Source organism: Pseudarthrobacter sp. N5, assembly GCF_050157035.1.
Lineage (GTDB): Bacteria > Actinomycetota > Actinomycetes > Actinomycetales > Micrococcaceae > Arthrobacter.
Genome location: NZ_CP189593.1, coordinates 179,733 through 205,560, shown reverse-complemented (window position 1 = coordinate 205,560; position 25,828 = coordinate 179,733). Strand labels below are relative to the sequence as shown.

The window sequence follows — 25,828 nt, the reverse complement described above, 5'->3', positions numbered from 1 at the left end:
ACCTCGCGCCCGGTGAAGATGTGAAGCTATACAGTGATTGCTAACGACACTTCAGGAGATGAACATGTCCCTCGTCCGCGTGCATAACTTCTCGGTCTCCCTCGACGGCTTCGGCACCGGCGAGGGCCAGCAACTCGACGCTCCGTTCGGTCACGCAGGCTCACGGCTAATGGAGTGGGCTTTCGAGACGCGCACCTTCCGCGAGATGGGCATCCACGGGGAGTCGGAGGGATCCTTCGGCGTCGACGAGGCGTTCGCCAGCAAGTGGGGGCCCGGGATCGGCGTGGAGATCATGGGGCGCAACAAGTTCGGCCCTCAACGCGGTCCCTGGGAGGACGAGGAATGGAAGGGATGGTGGGGCGATAACCCTGTCTTCCACAGCCCTGTCGTTGTTCTGACACACCATCCTCGGCCGGTACTCGAGATGGAAGGCGGAACAACCTTCCATTTCGTTGACGCCGACCCCGTCTCCGCGCTCAAGCAGGCTCGCGCCCTGGCCGGCGACCTCGACGTCCGGATCGGAGGCGGCGTCAGCACGATTCGACAGTTCCTCGAGGCCGATCTGATCGACCACATGCACATCGTCCTCGTGCCGATCGTCCTGGGCCGGGGCCAACGGCTCTGGGATGGACTCGAAGGACTCGAACAACGCTTTGAAATCGAAGCGACCCCTTCTCCACTCGGAGTTCTCCATCTGATCTTCACTCGTCGCACCGCACGGTAGGCCGACTTGGGAGCGATCGCCCGTGAACGACCCTCCGCGAGACACCCTATTCAAAACCATGACCGGACTCTGATCGGATACGCCCGCGTATCCACCAACGACCAAGACCTCACCGCCCAGAAAAATGCCCTGGTTGCCCTTGGGGTGACGCCGGAAAAGACCTTCACCGACCAGGGCCTCACCGGCGCCAACAGGGCGCGGCCCGGGCTCAGGGAAGCATTGGCCGCCTGCCGGGCCGGGACACGCTGGTCGTGACTAAACTCGACCGCCTGGCCAGGTCGCTGCGCGACGCGAAGGATATTGTCGATGAACTCACCCACCGCGAAGTCAAGCTCAGCATCGCCGGCTCCGTCCACGATCCGACCGATCCCGTCGGCCGGCTCCTCTTCAACGTCCTGGCCATGGTCGCGGAATTCGAAGCCGACCTGATCCGAGCGCGAACTCGAGAAGGCATGGCCGTCGCCAAGGCAAAAGGTCGTCTCCGAGGAAAACAACCGAAGCTCTCAAAGAAACAGGAAGCCCACCTGGTCTCCGTCCACCGAGCAGGAACTCACACGACAGCGGAACTTGCCGAACTCTTCGCAGTAGCCCGTTCAACCGTCTACCGCTCCATCAAACGCGCCGCCACCGGTTAGATCCGCAAAATTTCACCGTCCACGCCGGAATCAACACCGACACGTAGAATTTCCGATCAAAACATTTCACCGTCGATGGCCAGAATCACCGCCGAACTCACGTCGCGTGTTCATGGAAACGCTTCTGACCTGCACGTTTGCAATCAGATTTCATCTGATGTGAATGTATTCATCTGATGTAAGCGATGGAGGGCGGCATTTATGGTCCGGAACCTGCGCCGCTCCACGCTGCGGAACTACCAGGGGAGCATCCGCTCCTTCTGTGACTTCGTTACCGACCCCGCCTACGGCTGGGCCGAGGCCTGCCAGGAACGGTTCGGTACCCACCCGGTGCAGGTGATCCACGAGTGGAACGCCGCCGTGCATGTCGAGGAAGCGGAGGCGGACCCGGCCAAGCGTGCCTTCACCCGCGATGAACTGCAGGCATTCTTCGACCACGCGGACGAACAGGTCGGCCGGGTGCGCGGGCGCGGACGCAAGGGCTGGCTGCCGGCGTTCCGTGACGCGATGCTCTTCAAGACCGCGTATGCCTTCGGCCTGCGCCGCAACGAGGCGCGGATGCTCGATGTGGTGGACTTCGGCCGCAACCCCCGGGGCCCGGAGTTCGGGGAGTACGGCGTCCTCTACGTCCGCCACGGCAAGGCGAAGAAGGGCTCCCCGCCCAAGCGCCGCAGCGTGCTGACGGTCTTCGACTGGTCAGCGGAGATCCTGCAGCAATGGGCCGAGGAGGCCCGCCCGCTGTTCCCCACCGCCGGCCCCGGAGCCTTATGGCCCTCGGAACGCTCGTCACGCGTGGGCTTCACCCGGATGAACACCTGCTTCTGCACCTACCGGGACAGCCTTGGCCTGGATCAGGGTCTGGATTTCCATTCCTTTCGGCGCTCCTACGTCACGCACCTGATCGAGGACGGCTGGGATGCCCGGTTCGTCCAGGAACAGGTCGGCCACGAGCACGCGTCCACCACCTCGATCTACACCTGCGTCTCCTCTGACTTCCGCACCCGAACTCTCCGCAGGACCCTGGACGCCACGATGGAGGCCGCCCTGCGGCCGGTGAGGAAAGCCCGATGAAACGACACATCAGTTATCAATGGCGGCTGCGCGAGGTGATGGCTACCCGGGGGATCTTCACTGCCTCGGATCTGTCCCCCCTGCTGGCCCAGCGCGGCATCGAGCTGTCCTCGGTGCAGGTCTGGCGGCTGGTCACCCAGATCCCCGAGCGGCTCTCGCTGCCGGTCCTCGCCGCGCTCTGCGACATTCTGGAAGTGACCCCCGCGGAGCTGATCGCCACCCGGCCGGAGGCCGTGACGCCGCGCCGCACGGCCGGCGCGGGTGCCGAGGTCGTGGACCTTGCCGCCACCATCCGGCCCAAGCGGGCCAGGATTACCCCGAGCGGTGAGTCCCGCCTACGACACCCGCGAGAAGTATGAGCGGTGGCATATACGCATCTGTGCCCGCTGCGGCCGGCAGGCAGCGAAAGCGGCGAACTGGTCGGACGGCCCGATCTGCCGGACGTGCTTCGACAAGGCCACACGCACACATGGATCCTGCCCGGGCTGCCGGAGCGAACGGCTGCTGCCGGGCCGCGACGCCTCAGGGATGCCGGTCTGTAGGGAATGTGCAGGGATCACCCGCGACTTCTCCTGCGACCGCTGCCGGGTTGAAGGGCCCCTGCTCGCCGGACGGCTCTGCCCCAGATGCACCCTCACCGACCGGCTCAGCGTGCTCCTGGATGACGGCACCGGCCGCGTCCACCCGCCCCTGGCACCACTATTCGACCGAATGCTGACGATGCAACGGACCAAAAGCGGGCTTGCCTGGCTGACGCGCGCTCAGCCACGGGCCCTGCTGCAGGACCTCGCCTCAGGCCGGCTCGCTCTGACCCACGAAGCGTTCCAGCAACTGCCGAACTGGCGGACCGCCGCCTACCTGCGCGACATACTCATGGAGTGCGGGGTCCTGCCCGCCGTCGACCGGCAACTCCTGCTCTTCGAGAGATGGCTCACCGGGCATCTGGCCGCCGTCGCCGACCCCGAACACACCCGGGTGCTCCACCGCTTCGCCACCTGGCACCAACTCCGCAAACTGCGGGCCAAAGCCGGCAAAGGACCGCTGGGCAACTCTCCGGCATACGCGGCCCGGCAGCAGCTGATCCAGGCCGGTTCCTTCCTGACCTGGCTCACCGGCCGCGGCGCTCTCCCCGAACACTGCCGGCAACCCGACCTCGACGCCTGGCACAGCGAAAACCACGCCACCCGCCGACCCGCCACGACCTTCCTGAGCTGGTGCATGAAGACCGGCCGGATGCCCGCCCTGACCATCCCCGTCCGGTCCACGGGGAACCCTGCCCCAATGGGACAGCATCACCGGCTCGCCGCTCTCCGGCGCCTGGTCACCGACGAAACCCTGCCGCTACGCTCCCGCGTCGCCGGCTCATTGATTCTGCTCTACGCCCAACCGGTAAGCCGGATCGTCCGGCTCACCACCGACGACATCCTCCACGACGGAGACCACACCCTGCTGCGCCTCGGTGAACCGCCGACTCCGGTTCCGGAACCGCTGGCCGGGCTACTGCGGGCATACCTCGAAGACAGGCCCAACATGACCACCGCCGCCAACCCGGCCTCCCGATGGCTCTTCCCGGGGCGCCGGGCCGGGCAACCCATGGACCCGGGAAGCATCCGCGATCTGCTACAGGAAATCGGGGTCCCGGCCCAGTCCGGCAGAACCGCAGCGATCCGACAACTTGTCCTCCAGATGCCGCCGCCGGTGGTGGCCCAGGGCCTCGGTTATCACCACACCAGCACCACCAGGATCGCAGCAGAAGCCGGATCACCCTGGAGCGGATACGCTCCCGGCGACCACAGCCGATAACAACTCCCGCAACACCGAGCCATTCCCAGCCGCGACAAAGCCGGCCACTCCCATGAGCTGCCGCGAAGGCTTTTTGGTCCCTGAGTCAGGCTCTCCGACGCTGCAGCTGCTGCAGGTACCCGGCCGACATGACGATCGCCAGCCAGATCTGCCAAACAGGTCCCGAGGCCAGCCCATTCCAGGGGATGGTGCCAAGACTGAGGCCTAACACGAGTCCCAAGCCAAGCCACAAAGTGCCCTGGACAACCTGTGAGCTTATGCGGTGAGTCGGCACTATGAGGGTGCTGGCCAGCAGCAGACCACAGGCCGCCCACCCAAGAAGAAACACCCGAAGAAGCATGTCCCTTCCGGCGCCGTCACTTGGCCATAGGAGTAGCGGTATTGAAACTGAGGCCAGAACGAACGCCGTGGCGAGAAGACCATCCTTCCAGTTGGCGGACCGTGTCGCCTGTGGGGCTGAAACTGACATACTTACTCCTTAGTACGGACCGCACCTGACAATGGGGTAGCAGGAAGAACGGTTACAACAGTTCAGGCTTACACACCAGGGGCAGCCGATAACCGCACATGCAATGCATGACCCCGGGTTGCCGCAGGCAAAAGCACAACCCCAACAGCATGATTGAACGCAACCCCAGTTCTGTTCGTCGCACCTGCGGTACATGCAATCCGGGCAGTCACTTGCTGTGGTTGTCGGTTGATCGGCACGCAGGGCGGCGACGTCCGTGGCGACTCCATCGTCTGCTTCCGCAATCAGGCGCGATGTTTCAGCCCCGGTGATTTGGAATACCCTCGTCAGCCGCCTGCTTGTTCCGGACTTTGTGGTGACGCCGTAGGTGGCGACCACGGTGTCTCCATGGACATAGGCAACGGCCACCATGCTTCCGCCGCCAGTGAGCGCGTGGCGGACGCCCTTCACGGTGGGCGCGTCAACTATTTCTTCGGAGACTTCAACCCCGGCAACACCGGTGCCGAGCATCGAGCGGGATTCCGGCCGGACAGATGCAAGCCCCATCAGTCTGGACATGTGCCCAGATGCCGAAGATTCTCGCCATGCCGCAAGAGCCTGGCCCCCGGTCAGATCTTCCTTGGATGTACCCGACATCTGATCGAACCAATGTTCATTTCGCCGCTTCTTATCTGATGCGGCGACGGCCGCGGTGCCGCTGCCTGCCAGAATGGAAATGCCGAGCGCAACCCCGGCTGCACTTTGTAGAAACACGTTTCGGCTGACGCCGCGCTCGGGTCCACGGTTGTTTTCAGCACTGCGCTGGCGAAGTGCTCCCAGTTTCTGGAGTATCCGCCAGCTTCCGCGCATGCCGAGCCTGCTCATCATTGCAAGCCCCATAGCCGCACCGGTTTTTGCGGAGACGTCACCGTCAGCGATTTCGATGAGTGTCGGGGTCCACGGCGCATCTTCACCCAACGCCACAACCCGCCAAGACACCATTTCCGGCGACGACAGATTCATGACTTCAAGTCTTCCGCCGGAAGCCGAAGCAACGTCCTCGGCAATCTTGCTGCAGGCCAGGCACCCGGCGTCAAAGCCTAGGACGAGCCTCATATCAGTACTCATTCGCAGTTCCCCCATATCACTGCTGGGCCCGCCCCCTGCGAACCCAGTACCCTCACCATTCCGATCATGACGAAATTTGTCAAGTCACTTTACAAACGGGGGAATGCGTGTCTTCCCGATGGCGTTGTCTGCTTCGACAGCGCCGGCATGGTCACCGCGTTAGTGCGTCCGGGATCATCTGGCAGAACGGACCCGCAGTCCGGCAGAACCGTAGTGATCCGAAAAATCGTCCTCCAGATGCCGCCGCTGGTGGCCCAGGCCCTCGGCTACCATCACACCAGCACCACCAGGATCGCAGCAGAAGCCGGATCACCCTGGAGCGAATACGCTCCCGGCAACCACAGCCGATAACAACTCCCGCACCCCGCCAATCCCGACAGCGACAAAGTCAGCCAGAGAAAATCCGAAGAATACCGACTACTCAATCAACGGTCACTACCAGTCTCAGACCCCCGGTTGGTTCCCGTTTCGATGATGGTAGCGCGGCTCGTTTCCCGCACGGGGAACCGGCCCCGCATCGACCTCTGCTGACGCTTCCGTAGCTCAGGCCCGCCGCGGAGGCCCTGTGAGGAGGAGCAGGATCGCCGAAGTCACGACAACGGCGGCAAAGACGGCGGCCAAGTGAATCCACAGTGCCGCGCCGTTGTACATGGTTATACCGACTGTCAGCAGCGCGGCCGCCAGGAGCGCGGTGACCGCCTTGTGTTCTCGCCGAAGGCCGGCAAGAAGCAGCAGTGATGGAACGGCGTACCAGGTCACGCTTGCCAGGCCCATCGCATTGATCTGGGTGATCACGGCCGCGCTTCCCGGAATCACGCTAACCAGCGGCTCGAAGAACATCGAAGCGCAATGGAGAATCAGACCCGCCAGACCTGCCGCTGTCAGGCCCAGGTCCACGGGGGTGAGCTGGGTTGCCAGCCCGTCCGGGGGCAGTCCCGGTACCAGGAGCCGCGAGAGTAACAACGACAGGACAACGACGGCGAGCCACACCACATACTCAGTCGACATGTGCCCAGAATACAGAGTCCGGCGTGAGGGAAGGCGGTCTGCCCTCCATAATCCAACCGCGGCCGCCCGATGCGATGAACACTCCTCCACCTCGCATCCACGAACACGCGGCGCCCAAGCCAAATACTGTGACTGTTGGTTGGGAATGGCGGTTTTCTTTCAGCCTCAAATGGCGGTTCCGGACCTCATCTCGCGGACCGCCTGCTGTGCCATGCGGGGCAATCTCGGATTCGACGTCAACAAGAACCGCCATTCCCAACTGTGAAACAACCGCCAAACGAAGCTAACAGTCACACCTTAGAATCGGCACGATCAGTCATCAACATCCTTCAGTCATCAAGGTGTTGCGATGACCGCTTGAACCGGTCATCGGATGTTTTTACTTTTTCACAAGCCACCCCTTAATGAGATAGTCCCCTTGGGACAGCTACAGGCGTACCAGGCCTCCAGCGGTTCCCCGACGTAGCGACAGCAGATATCTGTCAGTCCCGTTCTTCAGCCAACAAGAGGTTCAGATGAAAAATAACCTAAGTGGGGCCAGCACCCAGAAGGATGCTCTCCGGATAGGGGTCATAGGTATCGGAAACATCGCACAAAAGGCATACCTCCCGGTACTGACTAGTCAGCCGGGGGTGGATCTTCATTTCATGACACGGGACCGGGAGAAGCTGGAACGGGTAGGCGCGGCGTATCGAGTCCCTCATCTCTACACGGACCTCGAGGCACTCATGGCAGCGGGCATGCACGCTGCCTTCGTCCATGCCCCAACTGAACACCACTACGAAATCGTCACCCGTCTGCTCGCGGCCAACATCGATGTTTTCGTCGACAAACCCCTGTCGTACAACATTGCCGAAAGTCGACGAATGGTCAGCCTCGCGCGAGAGCTCGGACGATCACTCATGGTTGGCTTCAACCGGCGATTTGCGCCAGCTTACACAGAGACACTGAAACACCCTCGCGACTTGGTGATCCTTCAAAAAGACCGTCAGAACGGCCTCGGAAGCACTCGAAGCATCATCCTTGACGATTTCATCCACCTGGTCGATACACTGCGAATGCTGGCCCCCGCGACTGCACTCGACATCGACGTTCGCGGCAAGATCGACAGCACCGGCTGCTTGCACCATGTCATCCTGCAGCTGGCGGACCGCGGATTCAACGGGCTGGCCATCATGAATCGCACCAGCGGGTCCAACAGTGAAGTTCTGCAGACCGCCGGCGCCGGCGAAAGACGCGATGTCACTAACCTGAGCGAAACCCTCGCGCACCACGGCGCGGCGAGACAGCTGCCCGGCAATGATTGGGACTCTGTAGGACATCGACGCGGCATCGAGGATATGTGCCAGTACTTCCTCGACGCGCTCCGCACCGGCAAGAGACTCGATGCCGGAGACGCGCTGACCAGTCATGAGCTGTGCGAGCAAATTATCGAGTCCTTGACAACCTCAGACGCGCAGCATCGTTCCGAAGCTCTGAATCAGACCACTTAGCGGTCAGAAACATAGACGGTTACTCCGGTCTTGACAACCCCAACGAGCTCGACAACGGGAGCGGCGGGCTGGTTCTCGCCGGCGGGCTGCTATGCGTCATTGGGGTAGACGACGCCCAACTGGGCCCAGATGCCGTCAAAGAGATGCATGATGGCCAGCGAGTCCGCCAGTGGCATCGTCGGGCTCTCGGTCAGACCCTGCTGGATGCAGCGTGTCACCTCGCGCAGTTGGTACGTGTAGCCGCTGCCGACGGGTTCAAAAGTCTCCACCCGTGTGTCGCCCCGGCCGGTTTGAACAGTCAGGGCGGCGGGGTTGTTGACCGATCCCACGGTCTGGAGAAAGCCCTTGGACCCGGCGACGACTGCGGACTCCGGACCCACGGCGGTGAGGGATGACATCAGCTGGGCCTGCGCCCCGGAGGAGTATGCGAGGGTAATTGCGTTCTGGCTGTCCACGCCCAGCTCCGTGAGGGTGCCGGTGGCTCTGACCGGCTGGGGCGCACCGAGGGCTCCACAAGCCCAGAGCAGCGGGTACATGGTCAGGTCCAGCAGCGCACCACCTCCGTCCTTAGGCGCCCAGATGCGGGCTGCAGGGTCATCCGGGACAAGGAAGCTCAGATCCGCGTGGACCCATTGAACCTGGCCGATTTCCCCGGAGGCGATGATGTCGAAGGAACGCTGCATTCCGGGAACAAAGCGCGCCCACACAGCCTCCATCAGGAACAGCTTCCGCTCTGTCGCCAGGCGGATCAGTTCCGCGGCTTCGCGGGCATTGATGGTGAAGGCCTTCTCGCAAAGCACGTGCTTTCCGGCTTCCAGTGCGGCCTTGGCCACCGTGAAATGCTGCGCGTGCGGGGTGGCAATGTAGACCACGTCCACCTCGGGGTCCTGGACCAGGCGCTGGTAGCCGGGGATGCCGCCGTCGTCGTAATAATGGCTCGCAAAGCCGAAGCGGGACGCGAAGTGCGCCACCTTCGCCTGGCTGCGCGAGCTCACGGAGTGCAGGATCGCATCCTCCAGCAGCACCAGATCCTCGGTAACGGTGGCGGCGATGTTGCCGGTGCCCACGACACCCCACCGCAACGGCCGGCCGGTGGCCCCGAGGGTCTGCGGGGAGTCTGAGGTGTACCAGTCGGGCTTGGCAATGAAGCGGGGTTCAGTCATGGGCACATTCCATCCCGGCCCCGCCGGAGACATCTGGGTACTGCACCGGGGCACAGTGCCTACACCGAGACAGGCAGCACGGGAACGCAAGTGCAGATCTCCCTCCCCAACGACGCCTTCAGAAAGGCCGCAAAGGACGCGAAGGACTTCATCTGCCCTGAAGAGCGAGTTCTACGGTCTCCGGGCGAACGCAGCGGCTTCGACTGGGCGTTCGCCGGCAATCGAAACCGGTCGCCGCAAGAGGTCGCCGCAAGAGTGCGTGAGAGACCGGCGCCGGCGCCACATCTCCTCGATCAGGGAATGCAGGCGTGGGTCATCGGCGGTGACAAGAAGACGCTGCGGTTGCGTCATTATATTCGCCTCCTTTGGCCCCGGCCGCTCAGGCCGTCCGGGGCGGCACTCAAAGCCTGGCCGGCTGTATGGATTAGGTGGATGGCTTCGGTTACAGTCATGAGGGTCGCTCCCGTGCAATGCCTGTATGCCTTCCCGTGCCAGGCAATGGCTCGTCGAGACGCTCTGCTTAAGTGCGGTGCGATTACTCGCCCGTTGGCGCGGTACGGCACCGGTGCGCGTCCGCCGGCATCCCGGCGACACGGAAATTCGCGACAAAGCCCGAGCTGGCCATCACGATGATCACCCGCGCCCTGGACGCCCGGGTGCCCGCAGCGTGGGTCACCGGGGACGCCGTCTACGGCCAGCACGCCAAACTGCTCACCACCCTGCAGGACCGTAATGTCTCCTACGTGCTCGCCGTGCCCATGAACCAGCGGGTCATCGCCAAAACCGGCACCCTCTGCACGGAGTTCCGTGCCGACGAACTCATCGCGTCGCCGTCCGGGCGGGCGTGGCGGACCCGGTCCGGCGGGGCCGGTTCCAAGGATGACAGCCGCTATGCCTGGGCCAGGGCCCGGATCAACGGCGGCAACGATCCCCACACGGAGCACTGGCTGCTGGCAAAGGCGGTCCGGGACCGGACTGGACAACTACGAAGTGAGGCAATGGACGCGCTGGCACCGGCACATCACCCTGTCCATGCTCGCCCACGCCTTCCTGACCGCCACCCGGGCAAAAAAGGGGCCCTCATCCGGCCGATGGCGAGCTCATAGCCCTGACCCTGCCGGAAAACCGGCACCTGCTCTCGCATCTGCTCTGGGCGCAGCCGCCCGGCGCGGAGCGCACCCTGAAACGCTCACACTGGCGCAGGCGGCACCAGCAAAACGCGAAACGGCACCGTTACCGGGCCCGGAACTCAACGCACGACTGTAGTACTAGGCCAGGACGCTCAGCCTGGAGCGGTTGCGGCCAAAGAGGCACGGTCCACCGAGAGCCGGCCGGCTCCGGCCAATGCTGTTCCCGCCGCTCAAGATACCGGTGATCCGGGACCGCAAAACCGCACCGCGCATACAGCCCGCGCAAAGCCCGCCGTGCCCCGGATCCGCGATGGTATGCGCCCACCACACGCCGGCCGGCCCCGGGACTTCCGGCCCGGGGCCCGCCGGTAGGCTGAGGCCGTGCCTGAATCAACTTCCGCCACGGCCCCGCCCCTGCAAGCCGGGAGCCATGCCCGGGAAATCCTCCACCTCGCCGTCCCGGCCTTCGGCGCGCTGATTGCCGAACCGCTGTTTCTGCTGGCCGACTCGGCGATCGTGGGCCACCTCGGAGTCGCCCAGCTCGCCGGCGTGGGGCTCGCCTCGGCGGTGCTGCACACCGCAGTGGGCCTGATGGTGTTCCTGGCCTACTCCACCACCCCCGCTGTGGCCCGGGCAGTTGGCAACGGCAGCATCGGCAGGGCCCTCGCCGCCGGGCGCGACGGCGTCTGGCTGGCCCTGCTGCTGGGGATGGTTCTGGCGGTGGCCGGGTTTGTCGCCGCGGAGCCGCTCGTGGAGCTGATGGGCGCCACCGGTGAAGTCCGTTCTTTCGCGGTGGACTATCTGCGCTGGTCCATGCCCGGCCTCGTGGCCATGCTGCTGATTTTCGCCGGCACCGGCGTGCTGCGCGGGCTCCAGGACACCCGAACACCGCTGGTAGTGGCCACGGCGGGCTTCGCCCTGAACATTGCGCTCAACCTGGTGCTGGTCTACGGCCTGGGCTGGTCCGTCACAGGGTCCGCAGTGGGCACCAGCATCGCCCAGTGGGCCATGGCTGCCGTGTACCTGGTGATGGTCCAGCGGAACGCACGCCGGCACGGTGTCCCACTGCTGCCGGACTGGCATGGGATCCGGGCCATGACCAAGGTGGGGTCCTGGCTCATGCTCCGGACCCTCAGCCTGCGGATCGCCATTCTGGCAACGGTACTGGTGGTCACATCCCAGGGTGCCGTGAACCTCGCTTCCCATCAGCTGGCCATGACCATCTTCTCCTTCCTGGCCTTTGCGCTCGACGCCCTCGCCATCGCGGCACAGGCACTCATCGGCAGGGAACTGGGGGCCTCCAATTCCGTCAAGGCCCGGCTTCTGACACGGACCATGATCCGCTGGGGAACAGGCTTCGGGGTTATCACTGGGCTGTTGCTGGCTGTTGCCGCGCCCTGGGCCGGGGCCCTCTTTACTCCCGACGCCGCTGTCAGGTCCGCGCTCACGCTCGCGCTGTGGGTGCTGGCCATCGGACAGCCCATCGCCGGGTACGTTTTTGTCCTCGACGGCGTGCTCATCGGTGCCGGCGACGCGAAGTATCTGGCGATTGCCGGCGTCGTCAATCTTGTGGTGTACCTGCCGCTGCTCCTGGTTGTCCGGCTTTCAGGGCCCGACGGCGCGGCGGGGCTGGTGTGGCTGTGGGCGGCCTTTTCCCTCGGCTACATGCTGGCCCGCGCCGTGACGCTGGGGCTACGGGCGCGCTCGGACCGCTGGATGGTGCTCGGCTCGCGCTAGACGGGTTCGCGTCAAACCGGTTCGCGCGGAGGCGTCGCCGCACTAAACTGGTCCGGTGACTCAACCCGTGATCCCAGCAGAAACCGCACCGCACCAGACGGACCTGTGGAAGCCGGTGCTGCTCCGGGCCGCCGTCGCCCTGATCTTCGGTGCATTGACTGTGTTCTGGCCGTCACCGTCGGTGGAGGTGATGGGCGCTGCCGGGGGGATGTACCTGCTGGCCACCGGAGCGGTACTGATCTGGGGGATCAGGAAGGCGGGTTTCAGCAGCGAGGTGTTGCCGGGCAGAATCCTGTCCGCGGGCGCGTCCGCCATGGCGGGATCCGGCGTTGCGGTGGCGGCACTTCACGGGGATCTGCTGTTCGGCGTGATCGCGGCACTGGGTCTGGGCCTGATGGGCGCCGCTGAGCTGTATTTCGGCATCAGGTACCGCGGCCGCCACATTCTGGCGCGCGACTGGCTCGCCTCCGGCGTGATCGGGATCGGCACCGCCGTCGCGCTGCCGTTCTTTGTCAGTCTCGGCGCGCATGCCCTGCTGGGCGTGGCCGGCGGCGGCGCCATCATCTCCGGAGTGCTCTGGACGCTGTCCGGGCTGACCCTCCGCCATGATGCACGGACGGCTCCGGCGAAGGCCGTAAACTAGAGTCAAACGGTTCTACTCCGCGTAGAACAATTTCTATTTGGATCAACGGCACATCACAAGGGGCGGGCCCACGGCCGCGTCCTGCATGGGAGGAAGCATCTTGGCTAACCAGGAACCAGGAAAACCGCGCAATCTGCGGACCTCGGTCAAGGGACCGCTGATGTTTTCCGCGTTCTGGGCCGTGCTGGCGTTCGTGGCGGTGCTGATCTTTGCCTCCGGCGGCAGCGCCCACACCCCCCGTTTTGACCTTGCTTTCACCGGCGCCGGCATCGCGTTCATCGTCACACTTGTGGTTGCAGCGATGCTCGCCCTGAGTTACAAGGACAATGCCGAGCACCTGGGCAAGGGTTCCGGCGTGAATCTGAGCTCCGCAAAAAAGCCTTCCCATGGTTTTGGCGGCCACGGTGCCGAGCCTGGCAGCTCGGCCTCGGACGACGCAGGCGACGCCACTTCCGGCAACTCCTGACGCCCGGTTAGTCCCCGGCGGCCCAGTACACACCTGACGCTCAGTTTGCGCCTGACGCCCGGTTAATCCCCGACGGCGGCTAGCCGGCCGCCGCCTGCCGCGCCCGGTACGCTGCCACATGTGCGCGGTTGGCGCAGTTACCAGTATCGCAATACCTTTTGGAACGGTTGCGGCTGAGATCCAGGACCACGGCGTCGCAATCATCCGCGGCACACACCAGCATGCGGTCCATCTCCTTGCTGCGGATCACGTCCACCAAAGCCATGGCAGCCTCCGTGCTCATCCTGTCCGCCAGGGGCGCTTCCCGGGTGGTGGCATGGAGGTGCCAGTCCCAGCCGTCATGTTTTATGAGCTGGGGGAGCGCGCTGGCTTCGCGAAGCAGGCGATTGACCGTGTCCACTGCCGTGTCCTCGCCGGAAGTCCACAACGCCGTGAGAACGGCACGCAGGCCATGAACGCTTGCCAGTTCCGCGGCATTCCGGGTCCTTGAACCTGTGAACCCCTCGGTTTCAAGGAAGGCGTCCAGCTCTTTGACGGTTCCCAGCTGTTCCTCGCCGTTGGCCGCACTGTTGATCAGATTCACCACGGTGCGCAGCGCAACTTCTGTGTCATGGGCAAAAACCATCTTGACTCCTTACAGTGGCCGGGCGTAATGTCATGACCATAACCCTACTTTACTCCTGACAGGAGGCAACCGTGCCCACCGCAAACAGCCCTGCCGCAACGCCCGCACGCGCTCAGACTGCGCGTTCCGCGGCTGCCGGTTTTCTGGCGTCCGGCCTGGGCATCGCCCTGCTTTCCTCGGCGGTGTTCGGGCTGTCAGGATCGTTCGCCAAGTCCCTGCTTGAGACCGGTTGGTCGCCGGGTGCGGCGGTCACCGCACGCTTGACCGGCGCGGCGCTGATTCTCGCCATTCCGGCCGTACCGGCATTGAGGGGCCGCTGGCATCAGCTGCGGGACAACTGGGTGACCATTGTGCTGTTTGGCCTCGTTGGTGTGGCAGCCTGCCAGCTGTTCTACTTCAACGCCGTAGCCCGGCTGTCCGTGGGGGTGGCACTGCTGCTTGAGTACCTGGCTCCCGTGATCATAGTTTTGTGGCTTTGGGCGTCCAGCCGCAAGCGTCCCCGCGTGCTCACTTTTGGCGGCACCCTCCTGTCCCTGGCCGGGCTGGTGCTGGTGCTGGACCTGACCGGTGCCGTGAAGATTGATCTCATCGGTGTGCTCTGGGGGATGGCGGCGGCGGTCTGCCTGGCCATCTATTTCTTCATCACAGCGAAGGAAAACGACTCCCTGCCGCCGATTGTCTTGGCCTCCGGCGGGCTGATGGTGGGCGCGGGGGCGATGTGGCTGGCCGCGGCAACCGGGCTTCTGCCCATGACTTTCAGCACGGACGATACCAAGCTGGGGCCATGGATTACGCCGTGGTGGGTCTCGCTGGGCGGTCTCGTGATCCTGGCAACCGTGCTCGCCTACGTTTCCGGCATCATGGCCGCACGCGCCCTTGGTTCAAAGGTTGCGTCCTTTGTGTCCCTGACGGAGGTGCTGTTCGCCGTGATCTGGGCGTGGCTGCTGCTGGGGGAGCTTCCGGTGCCGGTCCAGCTGCTGGGCGGAGTCCTGATTGTGGGCGGCGTGATTCTGGTGAGGGTCGACGAACTCCGGGGCGGCCCCGTCCCGGGTCCGGGGACTGGCCCAACTCGCGCTCCGGTGCGCGCACCGCTTGACCACGCGAACGACGTCGAACCCGTTCCGTAAGTGCCAGGCGTGCCGGCACGCCGCTGCAGGCAAGCGCTTGAACACGCAGGGTGATTAGACAGACAGGCTGATTGCACACGCAGGGTGCCTCAACACGAAGGGTCCGGGCGCATTGCTGCGCCCGGACCCTTCGGTGCATCGCCGGCCCTTAGCGGGAAGCGGTCTCCTGTTCCGAGGCGTTCCTGGTGGCCTGCGTGCCTGCTTCCTGCAGGGCCTGGGCCACCTTGGCGAGGGCGGCAACGTGCTGGCCGGACCATTCGCTGCGGAACTTGTCCGCGTCCGGGCCCTTCCAGTCAGTGCCCTCAAGCACCTTGGTCAGCGTGGACTTCTGCTTTTCGATCTCAGATGAACCCGCCTGAAGCTTGGTGCCCAGCGTCTTCAGCTGAGCAATGTCTGCACCCCAAATAGCCATTAGTTTTCTCCCTCAATTCACGGACCCGATCCAGATCGGCATCCCCAGCGGCCCCCGGCTCGTCCGGAAGATCCATTACCTAAAAACTATCCCGGCCCCCAGACACTGTCGATGGGCACCGCTCCCCATGCAGCACTACCCATGCTTGCGCACGCGTTGGTCGGTTTTCGGCAGTGTTTGGCAGCGTTAGGCGGGGGGGGGGGGGGGGGGGGGGTCGATCTCAGGCGTTCCAGAGCCTAGCATGTTGGTATGTGCCGGAACATCCGTACCCTCCACAATTTTGAACCCCACGCCACCAGCGCCGAAGTTGAGGCCGCCGCGCTGCAGTACGTGCGGAAGATCAGCGGCAGCACCAAGCCGTCCAAGGCGAATGAGGAAGCGTTCGAGCGCGCGGTGCACGAAATCGCGCATGTCACTCAGCACCTTCTGGATGCCCTGGTGACCCACGCGCCCGCCAGGGATCGGGGCGAACAGGCGGCCAAGGCCAGAGCCAAGGCAGCCGTCCGCTTCGGCACCGCCTGACCCCTGCCGTGCCCAACTGAGTCGCATTAGGTGTCGGATACGGGCCTTATTACGACCCCTACTGCCAGTTAGTCGGGCCAAGGCGGGCGACAGGGCCGGGCTATTTGCCGAAGCTGCGCAGCCGCAGCGAGTTGGCCACCACCAGCACGGAGCTGGCCGCCATCGCTGCGCCGGCGATCATCGGGTTGAGCAGCCCCAGCGCCGCCACCGGAATGCCGATTGCGTTGTAGAAGAAGGCCCAGAACAGGTTGGTCTTGATGGTGCCCAGGGTCCTGCGCGAGAGCTCGATGGCCTGCGCCACCTGCCCCAGATCGTTGCCCATGACCGTCAGATCCGCCGCCTCGATGGCCACGTCTGTGCCCGATCCCATCGCGATGCCCAGATCTGCCTGAGCCAGCGCGGCGGCGTCGTTCACACCGTCCCCCGCCATGGCAACCGTTGCACTGCCGGCCTGCAGCTTGCGGACGGCTTCCACTTTGCCTTCCGGCAGCACTCCGCCGAAAACGTCTTCCGGCGGAATCCCGACGGCGGCTGCCACCCGGGCGGCCACCGCGGCGTTGTCGCCGGTCAGGAGAATCGGACGCAGGCCGAGCGCCTTGAGCCGCGCGATTGCCGCAGCCGAGCCGGGCTTGATGGTGTCCCGTAGGCTGACGATGCCCGCGACGTCCCCATCCACGGCGACCCAGATGGCGGTGGCGCCGGAGTTCTCGGCGTCGTTGAGGGCGTCCAGCTGCTCCGAGGCAATGGCGATGCCGTTTTCCTGCAGCCAGCCAGTCCGTCCGGCAACCACCAGCCGCCCTTCCACGGTTCCCACCACGCCCCCGCCGGGAGCGGAACGGAAGTGTCCGACGGCGGGAAGCCGGGCGCCGTCGTCGGGCAGGGTTCCAGCGCGCTGGCTGACAGTCTGCTTGCTTCCTATATCAAGTGCGGCAGCCGCAATGGCATGCGCAATCGGGTGCTCTGAAGCAGCCTCGACGGCACCCGCGAAACGGAGCACCTCGGACTGATCAATGGGGCCGAACGCCAGGGTGCTGTCCACGGCGAGTTTGCCGCTGGTGACGGTGCCGGTCTTGTCCAGCAGGATGGTGTCCACGGTGCGGGTGTCCTCGAGCACCTGGGGACCCTTGATGAGGATGCCCAGCTGGGCGCCGCGGCCGGTACCGGTCAGCAGTCCCACCGGGGTGGCCAGGCCGAGGGCGCAGGGGCAGGCGATGACCAGTACGGCGACGGCGGCGGTGAAGGCAGCCCGGAGCTCCGCCGCGCTGATGGCCGGCCCCGCGATCAGCAGCCATACGGCAAAGGTGAGCACAGCGATGACCAGGACAATCGGGACAAAAACGGCACTGATGCGGTCTGCCAGCCGGGCGATCGGAGCCTTGCCTGTCTGCGCCAGGGATACGAGCCGGCCCATCTGGGCCAGCGTGGTTTCCGAACCCACGCGCGTGGCGCGGACCAGGAGGCGGCCGGAGGTGTTGATGGTGGCACCCGTGACAGCGCTCTCCGGGCCAACGTCAACCGGTACGGATTCGCCGGTCACCAGGGACGCGTCGACGGCCGAGGCACCGTCAATGACCACGCCGTCCGTGGCGATTTTCTCGCCGGGGCGGACCACCATCACATCGCCGACTGCCAGTTTATGAGCCGGGATCTTGTGTTCAGTGCCGTCTCGCAGGACCGTGGCATCCTTGGCGCCAAGATTCAGCAGTGCTTTGAGCGCATTGCCGGCCTTCTGCTTGGCATTGGCCTCAAGATAGCGTCCCAGCAGCAGGAAAGTGGTGACCACCGAGGCTACCTCGAAGTACAAGCCGCCGGAGCCCATCTCCATACTCTCTGTACCCGGCAGGTGCGCTGTCATGCCGGGGTCCGCGACCAGCTGCCAGGCCGAGAACACGTACGCCGCGATCACGCCAATGGAAACGAGCGTATCCATGGTGGAGGCAAAATGCCGGGCGTTGACGGCCGCGGCCCGGTGGAACGGCCACGCCGCCCAGCTGACCACGGGCAATGCCAAGGCGCCGGCCGCCCAGCCCCAATGCGAGAACTGGAAGGCCGGGAACATCGAAATCAGGAACACCGGGACCGTGAGGATGGCGGCGAGGATCAGCCGCGGACGTAGCTTCGAAGCCACGGGGCCATGGGCCATATGGTCTTCTCTCGCGCCGCCTACGGCGACTTGCTGCGGGGGCTCGCCACTCGCGTCGCCACCGGCGACATGCTCTGCATGCTCGCTCGTGCCTCGCTTGGACGCATGCTGCCGCATATCCCCGGCGTCGCCGCTGTGATACCCGGAGGTGTGTGGTTGCGCGGTCTCAAGATCGATGCCAGAACGCCCGTGTGGGTGAGAGGGGGAGGTTTCGCGGCCGTGTGCGTAAACTGGGCTCGTTTCCCGGACGGTGGCTTTGTAGCCTGTGGCGTTCACTGTGTCCACGATTTGCTGGTTGGTGACATGGGCGGGCGCTGTGACGTGGGCGGATTCGAGGGGGAGGTTGACCGAGGCTTCGACGCCGTCGAGTTTGCCGAGCTTCTTTTCCACGCGGTTGACGCATGATGCGCAGGTCATGCCCTCGATGTCGAGTTCAATCACCCGGCTCCCGGGCTGGTGCAGCAGTTGCTCGTTACTCATCGCGCTCCTTGGTGTTGGTGTGCTGATCAGGCTTCGTTGGCGACTACGAGGTAGCCGGCCTCGGCCACGGCTTCGCCGATTTCCGAAGGGGAGAGCTCCTGGGTGGAAGTGATGGTGATGGTGGAGACACCGCCCGAATTGAGGTCGACGTCGATGCTTTCGACGCCGGCCAGCGACTCGAGTTCCTCGCTGACGGATGAGACGCAGTGGCCGCAGGTCATCCCGGACACGTTGACGTTGGTGGAGATGCTGCTCATGGCTGGCTCCTTGTTGATGGGCTGACGGGGGTGGGTCAGCTGGATGGTGTGGTGAGTGGTGTTGCCGCTACCGCAGCAGGCGCCCGATGGCATCGGTGGCCTCCTTTACTTTGAAATCGATCGCCTCGGCGCGAAGATCCGGGTCCGGCTCGGAAGCCGCCCCTACGACGCAATGGCCGATGTGTTCTTCCACGAGTCCCAGGCTGACGGCGTGAAGTGCCTTGTTGACTGCCGCCACCTGCGTGAGGATGTCGATGCAGTACTTGTCTTCTTCCACCATGCGGGCAATTCCGCGGACCTGACCTTCAATGCGTTTGAGCCTGCGCAGGTACGCCTCTTTGTTGGAGGTGTAGCCGTGCTGAGGACGTACTTCCACGTCGTCAGGCTGCGTGACAGCGTTTCCCGGGGTGTTCATTGCCCCAACTTATACCCCCTAGGGGTATAAGTCAAGTACCCGTAGGGGGTATGGCCGGTGCGGGAAGGACCGATGGCTCGCGAAAGCTGGGGACTCGTTTTCTGGATTCTCGTTTTGCAATGCAAACCTTTTACCAAATGTGCTTCCCACCACACAGCCGCCATTCATAAGGTTTGTTCACATACCCGTGCCGGGGGCAATCCACCGGGTAATCCACTTTCTCCCTGGAGGCATCTTGAAATTTGCACGCACTGCCGCGACGGTTGCTCTTGCCGCGCTGGCACTCACCGCCTGCGCCCCGCCCACATCCAGCAACACCACCTCCGCCGAAGACGGGCAGACCGGCACCGTCCGGATCTGGCTGTTCTCGGAAGTGAACCAGGATCCCAAGTCGGCAGTGGTCAAGGAAGCCGTGGCTGAGTTCGAGGCCGCCCACAGCGGAGCCAAGATCGACGTCCAATACATCCCCGTGGACAGCCGGGCCGAGCGCTTCAAAGCAGCCTTCAACGATCCGTCGAGCGCCCCGGATGTTGCTGAATTCGGCAACACCGACCTCGCCAGCTATGTGGCCTCCGGTGGCCTGGCTGACCTTACGGGTGACATCAAGTCCTGGGATGAATCAAAGGATCTGGACGGGAAGATTCTGGCCACCACGGAAATCGATGGCAAGAACTACGGTGTCCCGTGGTTCGTAGGGGTCCGGGCCCTCTACTACCGTACGGATCTACTCAAGGCGCTGGGCCTGGAAGTTCCCAAGACCCTGGCCGACATTGAAACTGTGGCACGGGCTGTCCGCTCGGCCAACCCCGACATGCTCGGCATCTCCGTGGGCGGGGCGGCCCAGTTCTCGGCAATGCCCTACCTCTGGGCAAATGGCGGCAAAATCGCAGAGAAGAATAGTTCCGGCTTCGTCTCCGGGCTGGATTCTGCCGAATCACGCGAAGGCATCGCGGCGTACACCCGACTGATCAGCAGTGACATCTGCCCGCCGCAGACCTGCGCGGAGTTCGGTGGCAACGCCAGCGTGCAGCAGTTCATCGCCGGAAAGTCAGCCATGACCATCGGCGGGGACTTCAACTACAAGGCGGTTGCGGCCAGCGCCATCAAGGACAAATTCGCGGTGGTCCCGGTCCCGGGGAAAACTGCCGGTTCGGTGGCACCTGCGTTCGCCGGCGGCAACAACCTGGGCGTGTTCAACAGCAGCAAGCACCGCACCCTGGCTACGGAGTTCGTGACGCAGCTGGCCAACAAGAAGTACCAGCAGAAGATGTTCGATTCCATGGGGAACCTGCCCACGTTCACCGACGTCCAGAAATCGGTCGCTGACAGCAACAAGCAGGTGGCTCCATTCATCACCACACTCGGTGCGGGCACCAATTTTGTCCCGGTCACTGAGTCATGGTCCACCATCGACGCCCAGGGTGTCTTCACCGGCATGTACCAGAAAATCGTCACAGGCAAAGCGGATGTCAATACTGCAACTGCTGAAGCCGCGCAGGCCATGAACAAGGCTTTCGGATCCAAGTAATGCGTAACCATCTTCCCCAACTCCCGTCGGTGGGTGCAGCGTGACGGCGGCAGCACCAACAGCCCTGCGAAACGCCGGAGGCGCGTCCGGAGGCCAGGGCAGCAGCCCCGCCCGCGGTTCCATGCGCAAGGCCCGCACCAAGGGCTGGCTTGAGCCGTGGCTCTATCTGGCCCCGGCATTCATCGTCCTGATCGCGCTGCTGGGCTATCCGATCTTCCAGCTGATCAACGTCTCGTTGTACGACTACCGGCAGGCCCAGGTCAGCGGCAAGGCGCCCCTGCGTTTCACCGGCCTGGAAAACTACCAGAAACTCTTCGCCGATCCGCAGTTCTGGACCGTCCTGGGCAACACCGTGCTGTTCGCGGCGGCCTGCGTCATCCTGACCCTTCTGGCGGGAAGCACCCTGGCTGTGCTGGCCACCCGGCTCCGTCCGTGGGTCCGTTCCACCCTGTTCGTGGTATCCCTCGGGGCATGGGCCACGCCCGCCGTCACCGGCAGCGCCGTCTGGCTTTTCCTCTTCGATCCCACGTTGGGGCTGGTCAATAAGAGCCTGGTTTCCTTGGGCCTGACGCAGTTCGCAGGGTATTCCTGGACCTACGACAAATGGTCGGCCTTCGGACTGGTGGCCAGCGAAGTGGTGTGGTGCTCCTTCCCGTTCGTCCTTGTCACCGTCTACGCCGGCATCCAGGCCATCCCCACGGAGGTCATCGAAGCCGCACGGATCGACGGCGCCACCATGCCGCGCATCGCCCGAAGCATCATGCTGCCCATGCTGCGCCCGATTGTGATCGTGGTGACCATCCAGTCCATCATCTGGAACTTCAAGATCTTTTCGCAGATCTACATCATGACCAGCGGCGGAGGCATTGCCGGGCAGAACCTTGTGCTGAACGTTTATGGCTACCAGCAGGCGTTCGCGGCCAGCCTCTACGGCCTGGGCTCAGCCCTCGGGGTCATCATGACGGCTCTGCTTATGGTGATCACGCTCGTGTACCTCCGGATACTCAAGAGAACAGGTGAACCACTGTGACCGCCGTCGACCTTTCAGTCCGAGAAGCCAAAACCCCTTCAAAGGAGCCGGCGCCGCAAAAGTTCCGGAAGGGTGGGCGCCGGCGCTTCGGCGCCGACGCCGCGGCACTGATCATTGCGCTCCTGGTGGCTTTCCCCCTGTTCTGGATGGTGCTTTCGGCACTGAAACCAAAAACAGCGCTCGACGCCGGAGATGCGGCTCCGTTCACGCTGGAACCGTCGCTGGACTCGTTCGGGCGGGTTCTCGCTGTCAACAATTTCGGCCAGTACTTCATCAACAGCGTGGTCGTTGCCCTGGCCGTCGTTGTCATTTCCACCGCCCTGGCGTTCCTGGCCGCGGTGGCGCTCACCCGGTACAACTTCAAGATGCGGACCAAGCTGCTGATCATCATCCTGGTGGCACAGATGGTTCCCATCGAGGCCCTCACCATTCCGCTGTTCTTCCTGCTGCGGAATGCCGGAGAGGCGATTCCACTGGTGGGGCTGAACCAGCTGGGTTCCCTGGTCCTGGTCCACGTGGGATTCAGCATCCCGTTCGCCATCTGGATGCTCCGGGGATTCGTGGCCGCAGTGCCGGTGGAGATCGAAGAAGCCGCCCGGCTGGACGGAGCCAGCAGCTTCCGTTTTGTCCGCTCGGTCCTCTTCCCCCTGGTGGCACCCGGCGTAGTGGCGTGCTCCGTGTTTTCCTTTATCTCCACCTGGAACGACTTCCTTTTCGCGAAAACCTTCATCATTTCCGCACAGGAAAACCAGACCCTGCCCATGGCGCTGCTGACGTTCTTCAAGCCGGACCAGAATGACTGGGGGGCCATCATGGCCGGCTCGGTGATCATGACCATTCCGGTGCTCATCTTCTTCATGGCCGTGCAGCGCAAGCTGGTGTCCGGGCTGGCCGGGGCGGTCAAGGGATGAGTACGGCTGTGTCAGGCGGCTCCGGGGCGGCGTGCGGTTCCCATGGGCTCATCCCTGTGCCATGGTCCGCTAAGGAGGGCTGCGGTGAGCTGGAACTGGACCACCGTGCCACCCTCACGGCCGATCCGGAGCTGAACAGTACCCGCCGCTGGCTCGCCCGCACGCTGGGCGCGGCCACCGGCTGGGACCTCTTGCCCGCGGCCTCGGGAGAGGCAGGCATCAGCATACGGCTGGATCCGGGCTTGGATTCGGAAGCCTACACGCTGACAGTGGACGGCTCAGCCGTGATCCGTGCGGGAGGTCCGGCCGGGGCGTTCTATGGCGCGCAAACGCTGTTGCAGTTGATGGGCCCGGAGGCGTTGCGCCAGGCTCCGGCGGGCGTTGGGCCTGCGGTCCTGCGGGTCCCCTCCGCCACCATCCAGGACGGGCCGCGCTTCGGATACCGCGGAGCGATGCTGGATGTGGCCCGGCATTTCATGCCCAAGGACAACCTGCTGCGCTTCATCGAGGTGATGGCGATGCATAAACTCAACGTCCTGCACCTGCACCTCACGGACGACCAGGGCTGGCGGGTGGAGATCAAGCGTTACCCGAAGCTCACGGAAGTCGGCGCCTGGCGCCGCGAATCCTCGCTCGGCAGCTGGCGCGCGGGCGTCTTCGATTCCCTGCCGCACGGAGGCTTCTACAGCCAGGATGACCTCCGCGAAATTGTTGCTTTCGCCGCTGACCGGCACATCACCGTCATCCCGGAGATCGACGTGCCCGGTCACAGCCAGGCCGCGGTAGCCGCATACCCGGAGCTCGGCACCGGTGCTGCTCCGGTGGAAGTCTGGACCCGCTGGGGCATCAGCGAAACCGTTCTGGAAGTCTCTGACCTGGCCCTGGAGTTCTACCGGAACGTCCTGGATGAAGTGGTGGGGATTTTTCCCTCCCGCTGGATCAGCCTCGGCGGCGACGAGGTTCCGCTGACCCAATGGGAGGGCAGTGTCCAGGCGCGCAACAAAGCGCAGGAACTGGGACTGCCCGGAGTGGCCGGGCTGCACAGCTGGTTCGTGGGGCAGCTCGCCCAGCATCTCGCCGTGCATGGGCGGGCTACGTCGGTCTGGGATGAAATCGGCGACGGCGGGCTGCCGGACGGTGCGCTCGTGGCGTCCTGGCGGGGTTACGACGGTGGGATTGAAGCGCTCAGGAACGGCTATGACGTTGTGATGTGCCCTGAGCACAAGCTGTACCTGGACCACCGCCAGGCCGACGGCGACAATGAACCGGTGCCGGTGGGGTACGTCACCACCCTGCAGGCGGTGTATGACTTTGAGCCGTTGCCTGAAGTGGCCGGTCCGGCGTTCGCCGGGCGGCTCCTCGGCGCCCAGGCCAATGTGTGGACCGAGCATTTGGACTCGCCCCGGCGGGTATATTTCGCCACATACCCGCGCCTGAGTGCCATCGCCGAAGTCTTCTGGTCCAGGCCGGAAGACCGGGACTACGATGGGTTTCTAGGCCGGCTCAACGGAGCGCATCTGGACCGGTTGGCGGCCATGGGGGTTGAATTCCGCCCGCTTGACGGCCCGCATCCCTGGCAGCAGCGCCCCGGTGTTGTGGGCTGGAAACGCGACTACGAGGCCGAGCAGCGCGCCACCCAGCCACCGGAACAGTGAGGAACATTGTGAATACTGAAGGCGCCGATTCACGGAATTCATCGGCCTCGCTCCGAAAAGCGCTTGCCCTGCTGGCTGTTGTATCCGAGCAGCCCGGCAGCGCAGAGGGCCTTTCCCTGGGCGAGCTCACCCGAGTGTCCGGGCTGAACAAGAGCACTCTGCTGCGGCTGGCTGCGCCGTTGCTGGAGGAAAGCCTGCTGGAGCGCGACCACGAAACCGGCAGGTTCAGGCTGGGCCATGGCTGCCTGAGGCTTGGCCAGTCCTATCTGGATGGCCTGGACGTGCGCACAGTGGCCAATTCCGAGCTCAGAACCCTGATGCGTTCCACTGCAAGCACCTGCCACCTGGTGGTCCTGTCCGGTCAGGACGTGGTCTATCTGGACAAGGTGGAGGACGAGGCCACCGTCAGGATGGCATCCCGGGTGGGAGCCACCATGCCGGCGTACTGCACTGCCGTGGGCAAGGCCATGCTGGCCTACAGCAACGAAGAAGTGGTGTCCTCTGTTCTGGCAGGCGATCTCCTGCCCCTGACTGACAGGACCATCACGGATCCTGATCTGCTGCGCGCGGAGTTCGCGGCCATCCGCCGTCGTGGCTATTCAATCGACGACCGCGAAAACGAGCCGGAGGTCCGCTGTGTGGCGGCGCCGATCTTCGGAAACGATGACCATGTGGTGGCCGCCGTCAGTGTCTCGTCCCTGTCTTCCAGGATGACAGCCAAACGCGTCCGCGAAGTGGGGCCCATGGCTGCTGAAACCAGCCTGCGGATTTCATCCAAACTCGGGTCACGGCGCGCCACCGCCAGACTGGCCGAACTCGGCCTGGCCTCAGCATGAACGCCGCTTCCGATTACTTCCGCGCCAAGCTTCAGTTCGAGATCGACGTGATGGACGTTGCCGGCGCCCTATCCGGCGGCGGCTTTGTGCTCGTTGATACCCGACGGCGGGCGTCCTGGGACCACGGCCACGTCCCGGGCGCCATTCACCTGCCGACGGCGGAAATCCCGGTGCGGGCCCCGGAACTGATTCCGGCGGGCAGCCGCGTGGTGGTCTATTCGTGGGGGCCCGGCTGTAACGGCAGTACGTTCGCGGCGCTTGCGTTCGCCGAGCTCGGCTATCCGGTGCGGGAGATGATCGGGGGCATCGAGTACTGGGCCAGGAACGGGCTTCCGGTGGAAACCGCAGACGGCGTCAGCACCGGTGAGGCCGACAGGCTGGTCACCGCCCACGGGCCCGCCGGCCAGGAGCCGCACCCGCGGGACTGAGGCCGCCGTC

General features: G+C 64.4%; 26 protein-coding genes and 1 pseudogene. 19 read left to right on the top strand and 8 right to left on the bottom strand.

Going from position 1 to position 25,828, the window contains the following annotated elements:
- Positions 1-64: 64 nt before the first annotated feature.
- The 5 genes and pseudogenes from ACQCST_RS01020 (at position 65) to ACQCST_RS01000 (ending at position 4,233) form a co-directional block, all read left to right on the top strand.
- Positions 65-724 carry a dihydrofolate reductase family protein gene (locus ACQCST_RS01020; protein WP_426997531.1) on the top strand — a complete coding sequence of 220 codons (660 nt, stop codon included), beginning with the start codon at positions 65-67 and terminating at the stop codon, positions 722-724.
- Between the two features lie 48 nt (positions 725-772).
- Positions 773-1,359, top strand: a pseudogene (locus ACQCST_RS01015) (recombinase family protein).
- A 201-nt stretch (positions 1,360-1,560) separates the two neighbouring features.
- Positions 1,561-2,430, top strand: coding sequence for a tyrosine-type recombinase/integrase (locus tag ACQCST_RS01010; protein WP_426997530.1), 870 nt, complete (start codon positions 1,561-1,563; stop codon positions 2,428-2,430).
- Positions 2,427-2,789, top strand: a complete 363-nt coding sequence (locus tag ACQCST_RS01005) for a helix-turn-helix domain-containing protein (RefSeq protein WP_426997529.1) — start codon at positions 2,427-2,429, stop codon at positions 2,787-2,789. The genes ACQCST_RS01010 and ACQCST_RS01005 overlap by 4 nt, the downstream gene beginning before the upstream one ends.
- A gap of 361 nt (positions 2,790-3,150) precedes the next feature.
- Positions 3,151-4,233 carry a hypothetical protein gene (locus ACQCST_RS01000; RefSeq protein WP_426997528.1) on the top strand — a complete coding sequence of 361 codons (1,083 nt, stop codon included), beginning with the start codon at positions 3,151-3,153 and terminating at the stop codon, positions 4,231-4,233.
- Between the two features lie 478 nt (positions 4,234-4,711).
- Here ACQCST_RS01000 and ACQCST_RS00995 read toward each other — a convergent pair whose 3' ends face one another.
- On the bottom strand, positions 4,712-5,809 hold the full coding sequence (locus ACQCST_RS00995) for a hypothetical protein (protein ID WP_426997527.1): 1,098 nt from the start codon (positions 5,807-5,809) through the stop codon (positions 4,712-4,714).
- A gap of 66 nt (positions 5,810-5,875) precedes the next feature.
- On the opposite strand from ACQCST_RS00995, the gene ACQCST_RS00990 reads away from it, so the two are divergent.
- Positions 5,876-6,160 (top strand): hypothetical protein, encoded by a 285-nt coding sequence (locus ACQCST_RS00990; protein ID WP_409017369.1) that lies wholly within the window; start codon positions 5,876-5,878, stop codon positions 6,158-6,160.
- 192 nt (positions 6,161-6,352) lie between these two features.
- On the opposite strand, the gene ACQCST_RS00985 is transcribed toward ACQCST_RS00990, so the two are convergent.
- Complete coding sequence (locus tag ACQCST_RS00985) at positions 6,353-6,817, bottom strand: hypothetical protein (protein WP_426997526.1); 465 nt, start codon at positions 6,815-6,817, stop codon at positions 6,353-6,355.
- Positions 6,818-7,332: 515 nt separating this feature from the next.
- Here ACQCST_RS00985 and ACQCST_RS00980 point away from each other — a divergent pair.
- Positions 7,333-8,310 carry a Gfo/Idh/MocA family protein gene (locus ACQCST_RS00980; RefSeq protein WP_426997525.1) on the top strand — a complete coding sequence of 326 codons (978 nt, stop codon included), beginning with the start codon at positions 7,333-7,335 and terminating at the stop codon, positions 8,308-8,310.
- An 89-nt stretch (positions 8,311-8,399) separates the two neighbouring features.
- Here the strand turns inward: ACQCST_RS00980 and ACQCST_RS00975 are convergent, their stop codons facing one another.
- Positions 8,400-9,473, bottom strand: a complete 1,074-nt coding sequence (locus tag ACQCST_RS00975) for a Gfo/Idh/MocA family protein (RefSeq protein WP_426997524.1) — start codon at positions 9,471-9,473, stop codon at positions 8,400-8,402.
- Between the two features lie 524 nt (positions 9,474-9,997).
- Here ACQCST_RS00975 and ACQCST_RS00970 point away from each other — a divergent pair.
- From ACQCST_RS00970 to ACQCST_RS00955, 4 genes are all read left to right on the top strand, one after another.
- On the top strand, positions 9,998-10,579 hold the full coding sequence (locus ACQCST_RS00970) for a transposase (protein ID WP_426997523.1): 582 nt from the start codon (positions 9,998-10,000) through the stop codon (positions 10,577-10,579).
- Positions 10,580-10,984: 405 nt separating this feature from the next.
- The gene (locus tag ACQCST_RS00965) at positions 10,985-12,340 is read left to right on the top strand and encodes an MATE family efflux transporter (RefSeq protein ID WP_426997522.1); all 1,356 of its coding nucleotides are present in this window, start codon (positions 10,985-10,987) and stop codon (positions 12,338-12,340) included.
- Between the two features lie 55 nt (positions 12,341-12,395).
- A complete protein-coding gene (locus tag ACQCST_RS00960; protein ID WP_426997521.1) occupies positions 12,396-12,983 on the top strand; it encodes a hypothetical protein in 588 nt (195 codons plus the stop codon).
- A 100-nt stretch (positions 12,984-13,083) separates the two neighbouring features.
- Positions 13,084-13,449 (top strand): hypothetical protein, encoded by a 366-nt coding sequence (locus tag ACQCST_RS00955; RefSeq protein WP_426997520.1) that lies wholly within the window; start codon positions 13,084-13,086, stop codon positions 13,447-13,449.
- Between the two features lie 79 nt (positions 13,450-13,528).
- On the opposite strand, the gene ACQCST_RS00950 is transcribed toward ACQCST_RS00955, so the two are convergent.
- Positions 13,529-14,074, bottom strand: a complete 546-nt coding sequence (locus ACQCST_RS00950) for a CGNR zinc finger domain-containing protein (protein WP_426997519.1) — start codon at positions 14,072-14,074, stop codon at positions 13,529-13,531.
- Between the two features lie 71 nt (positions 14,075-14,145).
- Between ACQCST_RS00950 and ACQCST_RS00945 the strand changes: the two genes are divergently transcribed.
- The gene (locus ACQCST_RS00945) at positions 14,146-15,201 is read left to right on the top strand and encodes an EamA family transporter (RefSeq protein WP_426997518.1); all 1,056 of its coding nucleotides are present in this window, start codon (positions 14,146-14,148) and stop codon (positions 15,199-15,201) included.
- Positions 15,202-15,349: 148 nt separating this feature from the next.
- Here the strand turns inward: ACQCST_RS00945 and ACQCST_RS00940 are convergent, their stop codons facing one another.
- Complete coding sequence (locus tag ACQCST_RS00940; RefSeq protein ID WP_426997517.1) at positions 15,350-15,613, bottom strand: hypothetical protein; 264 nt, start codon at positions 15,611-15,613, stop codon at positions 15,350-15,352.
- A 249-nt stretch (positions 15,614-15,862) separates the two neighbouring features.
- Between ACQCST_RS00940 and ACQCST_RS00935 the strand changes: the two genes are divergently transcribed.
- Positions 15,863-16,135: a DUF2277 domain-containing protein gene (locus ACQCST_RS00935; protein WP_426997516.1), complete on the top strand. Its 273-nt coding sequence runs from the start codon at positions 15,863-15,865 to the stop codon at positions 16,133-16,135.
- Positions 16,136-16,235: 100 nt separating this feature from the next.
- Here ACQCST_RS00935 and ACQCST_RS00930 read toward each other — a convergent pair whose 3' ends face one another.
- From ACQCST_RS00930 to ACQCST_RS00920, 3 genes are all read right to left on the bottom strand, one after another.
- Entirely contained in the window at positions 16,236-18,758 is a 2,523-nt protein-coding gene (locus ACQCST_RS00930) for a heavy metal translocating P-type ATPase (protein ID WP_426997515.1), read from the bottom strand.
- A 26-nt stretch (positions 18,759-18,784) separates the two neighbouring features.
- The gene (locus ACQCST_RS00925) at positions 18,785-19,015 is read right to left on the bottom strand and encodes a heavy-metal-associated domain-containing protein (RefSeq protein WP_426997514.1); all 231 of its coding nucleotides are present in this window, start codon (positions 19,013-19,015) and stop codon (positions 18,785-18,787) included.
- Between the two features lie 67 nt (positions 19,016-19,082).
- Complete coding sequence (locus ACQCST_RS00920; protein WP_426997513.1) at positions 19,083-19,430, bottom strand: metal-sensitive transcriptional regulator; 348 nt, start codon at positions 19,428-19,430, stop codon at positions 19,083-19,085.
- Between the two features lie 235 nt (positions 19,431-19,665).
- Between ACQCST_RS00920 and ACQCST_RS00915 the strand changes: the two genes are divergently transcribed.
- From ACQCST_RS00915 to ACQCST_RS00890, 6 genes are read left to right on the top strand one after another with little or no spacing between them, the layout of a single operon-like run.
- The gene (locus ACQCST_RS00915) at positions 19,666-20,958 is read left to right on the top strand and encodes an extracellular solute-binding protein (RefSeq protein WP_426997512.1); all 1,293 of its coding nucleotides are present in this window, start codon (positions 19,666-19,668) and stop codon (positions 20,956-20,958) included.
- Positions 20,959-20,998: 40 nt separating this feature from the next.
- On the top strand, positions 20,999-21,988 hold the full coding sequence (locus tag ACQCST_RS00910; protein ID WP_426997511.1) for a carbohydrate ABC transporter permease: 990 nt from the start codon (positions 20,999-21,001) through the stop codon (positions 21,986-21,988).
- Positions 21,985-22,899 (top strand): carbohydrate ABC transporter permease, encoded by a 915-nt coding sequence (locus tag ACQCST_RS00905; protein WP_426997510.1) that lies wholly within the window; start codon positions 21,985-21,987, stop codon positions 22,897-22,899. Before ACQCST_RS00910 ends, ACQCST_RS00905 begins: the two co-directional genes overlap by 4 nt.
- Positions 22,896-24,554, top strand: a complete 1,659-nt coding sequence (locus tag ACQCST_RS00900) for a beta-N-acetylhexosaminidase (protein ID WP_426997509.1) — start codon at positions 22,896-22,898, stop codon at positions 24,552-24,554. The genes ACQCST_RS00905 and ACQCST_RS00900 overlap by 4 nt, the downstream gene beginning before the upstream one ends.
- Positions 24,555-24,562: 8 nt before the next feature.
- Complete coding sequence (locus tag ACQCST_RS00895) at positions 24,563-25,390, top strand: IclR family transcriptional regulator (RefSeq protein WP_426997508.1); 828 nt, start codon at positions 24,563-24,565, stop codon at positions 25,388-25,390.
- Positions 25,387-25,818, top strand: coding sequence for a rhodanese-like domain-containing protein (locus tag ACQCST_RS00890; protein ID WP_426997507.1), 432 nt, complete (start codon positions 25,387-25,389; stop codon positions 25,816-25,818). The genes ACQCST_RS00895 and ACQCST_RS00890 overlap by 4 nt, the downstream gene beginning before the upstream one ends.
- The last annotated feature ends 10 nt before the right edge of the window (positions 25,819-25,828 follow it).

Coding starts and splice junctions, on each gene's coding strand:
- ACQCST_RS00935 (WP_426997516.1), top strand. CDS start 15,863: ATGTGCCGGAACATCCGTACCCTCCACAATTTTGAACCCCACGCCACC.
- ACQCST_RS00925 (WP_426997514.1), bottom strand. CDS start 19,015: ATGAGCAGCATCTCCACCAACGTCAACGTGTCCGGGATGACCTGCGGC.
- ACQCST_RS00985 (WP_426997526.1), bottom strand. CDS start 6,817: ATGTCGACTGAGTATGTGGTGTGGCTCGCCGTCGTTGTCCTGTCGTTG.
- ACQCST_RS00995 (WP_426997527.1), bottom strand. CDS start 5,809: ATGAGTACTGATATGAGGCTCGTCCTAGGCTTTGACGCCGGGTGCCTG.
- ACQCST_RS00975 (WP_426997524.1), bottom strand. CDS start 9,473: ATGACTGAACCCCGCTTCATTGCCAAGCCCGACTGGTACACCTCAGAC.
- ACQCST_RS00920 (WP_426997513.1), bottom strand. CDS start 19,430: ATGAACACCCCGGGAAACGCTGTCACGCAGCCTGACGACGTGGAAGTA.
- ACQCST_RS00940 (WP_426997517.1), bottom strand. CDS start 15,613: ATGGCTATTTGGGGTGCAGACATTGCTCAGCTGAAGACGCTGGGCACC.
- ACQCST_RS00900 (WP_426997509.1), top strand. CDS start 22,896: ATGAGTACGGCTGTGTCAGGCGGCTCCGGGGCGGCGTGCGGTTCCCAT.
- ACQCST_RS01000 (WP_426997528.1), top strand. CDS start 3,151: ATGCAACGGACCAAAAGCGGGCTTGCCTGGCTGACGCGCGCTCAGCCA.
- ACQCST_RS00950 (WP_426997519.1), bottom strand. CDS start 14,074: ATGGTTTTTGCCCATGACACAGAAGTTGCGCTGCGCACCGTGGTGAAT.
- ACQCST_RS00990 (WP_409017369.1), top strand. CDS start 5,876: ATGACGAAATTTGTCAAGTCACTTTACAAACGGGGGAATGCGTGTCTT.
- ACQCST_RS01005 (WP_426997529.1), top strand. CDS start 2,427: ATGAAACGACACATCAGTTATCAATGGCGGCTGCGCGAGGTGATGGCT.
- ACQCST_RS00930 (WP_426997515.1), bottom strand. CDS start 18,758: ATGAGTAACGAGCAACTGCTGCACCAGCCCGGGAGCCGGGTGATTGAA.
- ACQCST_RS01020 (WP_426997531.1), top strand. CDS start 65: ATGTCCCTCGTCCGCGTGCATAACTTCTCGGTCTCCCTCGACGGCTTC.
- ACQCST_RS00890 (WP_426997507.1), top strand. CDS start 25,387: ATGAACGCCGCTTCCGATTACTTCCGCGCCAAGCTTCAGTTCGAGATC.
- ACQCST_RS00980 (WP_426997525.1), top strand. CDS start 7,333: ATGAAAAATAACCTAAGTGGGGCCAGCACCCAGAAGGATGCTCTCCGG.
- ACQCST_RS01010 (WP_426997530.1), top strand. CDS start 1,561: ATGGTCCGGAACCTGCGCCGCTCCACGCTGCGGAACTACCAGGGGAGC.